Here is a 3,186-nt window from a genome sequence, read left to right as displayed (position 1 = left end):
CACCTTTCGCTAACACCACTGGATTTTCATCCGTCGAATCATCCGCATATTTAAGGCAATAAGAAAGACCTGTACCATTACCTCCTGTCCACAACATATTATCTGTTGTGAATATCTGGTATACCTTTGGTGTTTCAGCCGTATAAAATGTCTTTTCCGCAGATGCAGGTGCTTTCATATAATTACTTTTTTGTTGACCGTACAATGAAGATACGGTATTCAGACCAGAACTAATGTTCATATTTTTGTTCCTCCAATCAGCTCAAAATTTTCTCTTTTTAATTATTCAAATATACCTGATATGTTAAATTTTAGTATCAAGCGTTGCCTGTGCAGGAGATTTCCCCGACTCTGCCAATTCTCTTGTAACACTATCTAATGCACCATCTTTAATTGGCTTACCAATTTCCCAGTTAGGATCAGCCTTTTTTGCGGCATCATAAAATGCCTGTCTGTAAATTCTCTCATATTTTTCAAGGGTGTACCCGGCAGCCAATCTGTCCTTTTTCTGCATTTTGCGGTACAAATTGTTATATACCTCGGAACGTTTTGTTGTATCTCCATTGTGGACACCGTTTTCACGCAGGAACTCTTTTTTTGTCAGTTCATACATTTCTTCTTTGCTACTATCCGGAATTGATATGATCCTTTTTCTCGAACTTTCATTTTCATCTGTCACTAAAAGTCCTGCCAGTCCATTTACAGGGTTGATATAATCTCCATCCTTGTCATAATGACTCATCAGATTTTTTATTCCCTGAATATTGCCATACATTGCACCATTTCCAGCAGACATCATTTGTTTTACTGCGGCTTTATATTGTTTGCTGTTTGTGTTAATCCCGGCAGCTTTTAACTTGGACTGAACAGAACTGCTGTTCAACTGGGACAACTGAAAACTGCCTATTGCATTTACTCCTGATGTCCCAAATGATTTTTGAAACAAAAAAGCATAATCCGTTATTTTTGACATAAAACATCCTCCCATATTAAACCTGTTATCTTACCTATATCCTTACGCTTTCCTATCAAAAGACGTTTTCTCTTCCAAATAGTTCGGCAGTTCTTTCAATTCTGAGCTTTGGGCATTCTTTTGCGTATGGTATTCATTGAAGTAAATTCCGTAAAATTCTCTTTCCTTTTCCCGCTCAGCCGGAGTTCTTTCGCATCCCCATCCATAACTATCTCCCAGATAGGTCAACACTTTTGTTCCTTGATAAGAAATGTCGGCACCATATCCTTCGCCTGTCAGAATCGGACATTCCAGTGTGCCTCCTCCCGCCAGAGCAAACTTCTTTTGCGCAAGGTTGTTATTTTTCCCCTCTGCCCTCTCCAGAAAATCGAGCAATGATAATTCTCCGATTCCTTTGCATTTCGGATTACCATTTTGACTTTTTACCGCATTTTTAGCCTGCTGATATAATGCCTTTCTGTCAGGGGATACATCGGATATGTATTCTGCACATAACCTTGTTCTCTGCCTGTGAATAGATTCTAATTCCGTTTTACTCGTAGTGTTGGCAGCTCTCTGAGCCAGTTCCTTAATCTCAGAGACAAACTCTGCCTGTGACTTATTGCTTTTCCCTGCACTTGGAATCATAGACCAATCAGGTTCTCCACTTCTCAGCGATACACTATATTTTGTAATAGCAGAACTCGTTGCATTTGAAATCGATATTCCCATGAATTCACCTCATATTTTCTACCTTCTCTGCATATATTTTAACCTCTATATATACTTATCCATTTATCATATTCATTCTTTAAAATTCTCATAACATACTTATTTCCTCTATTTTTTTATCGGATAAAATAACCTGTTCTCCTAGTCCCATATCATCAAACGACCATATTACGCACACAAAGACCATCTCTTTACAAGATGACCACTGCCTTAAATTCATTTTCATCGCAGGAAAGCACCATATCACCGCCATATTTATCCACAACTGCTTTTACATTTAACAATCTAATACCGTGATGATCCCCTCTTTTGCTCTTTATCGTATCATTTTCAATTTCCACCTTTTCTGTCACCGGATTTCTTATCGCAAATATCAGTTTATGATCTTCGCACTCTAATTTCAGATGAATGACCGCTTTTCCGGTATTTTTCAGTACTTTTTCACTCTCCCGGATTGCATTATCCAGTAAATTGGAAAGCAGAATCACAATCTCTTCCTCTTCCAGACAAATCTCCTGCAAATCCCCTACTTTCAGGATAACCGCTATGTGTTTCTCCTGCATGCTGCGGTACTTCTGGTTTAAAACAGCATTGACCACCGGATGGTTCGTGTTGATTGCCGACATCTCAACCGCTATGCTCTCTGTCAGTTTCTGCGTAAATGAAAGTGCCTCATCTGTGTGTCCATTCTTAATCAACGTCTGGATTGTGGAAAGCTGATTTTTATAATCGTACATTTTTCTTCGCTGACGCTCATAGATTTCTTCCCGGTCCTGATAATTTGCAATACGATTTTTCTGATTTTGTTCCGTAAGTACCGTAATTTTTATTCTCTCTTCTTTTTCAATGGTATTCTGCATGAACTCCATAAGGATAAGGTTAATCGCAACCAGTCCCACTGAAAGAAATAAAAATACATTCTGCATGTCAATACATCCCGGCATACTCATATCAGTTTCTATGCCAGCACATCAAATGCCGAAACTCCATTTTCTGTCACTCCTATAGAAGTTGAAGTACCTAGCAATTCCACCATTTTTCCTGTCAGGTCATCTACATCTTTTCCATCAATTTTCAGATTATATTGCCGTTCTTCCTGCTCCTGTTTTTCGGCACGCTGTTTTTCCAGTCTTTCCTCTGTCTCTTTCTTTTCTGCTTTCCTTTTCTCGAGTCTTTCTTCAAGTTCTTTCCTTGCTTTTTCTGTTCCCGGATCAACTTCATCTTGAGTACACATTACAGAACTCATGCTATCATATCCATTTATAGTAATACTATAACTCAGTATCTTTGCTCCTCTTGCTGCCACATAAGCTCTTGACTGTTCTATTGTTTTTGGTATTAGCGATAAATTGTACTCCAACCATTGTTTTGTCTTTTCATCTCCCATAGCCTCTGACAAAAGAGAACTGTTTATATTTACGGAATAATCCCTGCTTCGTAAACAATCGTATTTTTGTGTTAAATAGTTCTTATATTCATGAGCATTCTTATATGTCCTGCCC

4 protein-coding genes and 1 pseudogene are annotated in these 3,186 nt (G+C 38.4%); all 5 read right to left on the bottom strand.

The genetic code is table 11. The features are described from left to right. Positions 1–241, bottom strand: a pseudogene (locus tag DW059_RS15115) (hypothetical protein); the annotation flags it as partial. Between the two features lie 63 nt (positions 242–304). After that, positions 305–973, bottom strand: coding sequence for a DUF3879 family protein (locus tag DW059_RS15110; RefSeq protein ID WP_117465418.1), 669 nt, complete (start codon positions 971–973; stop codon positions 305–307). A 42-nt stretch (positions 974–1,015) separates the two neighbouring features. Further along, positions 1,016–1,684, bottom strand: a complete 669-nt coding sequence (locus DW059_RS15105) for a hypothetical protein (protein ID WP_117465419.1) — start codon at positions 1,682–1,684, stop codon at positions 1,016–1,018. A 191-nt stretch (positions 1,685–1,875) separates the two neighbouring features. Continuing rightward, on the bottom strand, positions 1,876–2,610 hold the full coding sequence (locus DW059_RS15100) for a sensor histidine kinase (protein WP_242986325.1): 735 nt from the start codon (positions 2,608–2,610) through the stop codon (positions 1,876–1,878). A 32-nt stretch (positions 2,611–2,642) separates the two neighbouring features. Further along, a partial coding sequence (locus DW059_RS15095; protein ID WP_117699340.1) for a DUF6033 family protein occupies positions 2,643–3,186 on the bottom strand: 544 nt, incomplete at its 5' end.

Origin of the sequence: Roseburia sp. AF42-8 (assembly GCF_003435965.1) — a bacterium.
In the GTDB taxonomy this organism is placed as follows: Bacteria; Bacillota; Clostridia; order Lachnospirales; family Lachnospiraceae; genus Roseburia_C; species Roseburia_C amylophila.
Note: the sequence above shows the minus strand (reverse complement) of the source record. Positions and strands in the feature narration are given on the sequence as shown.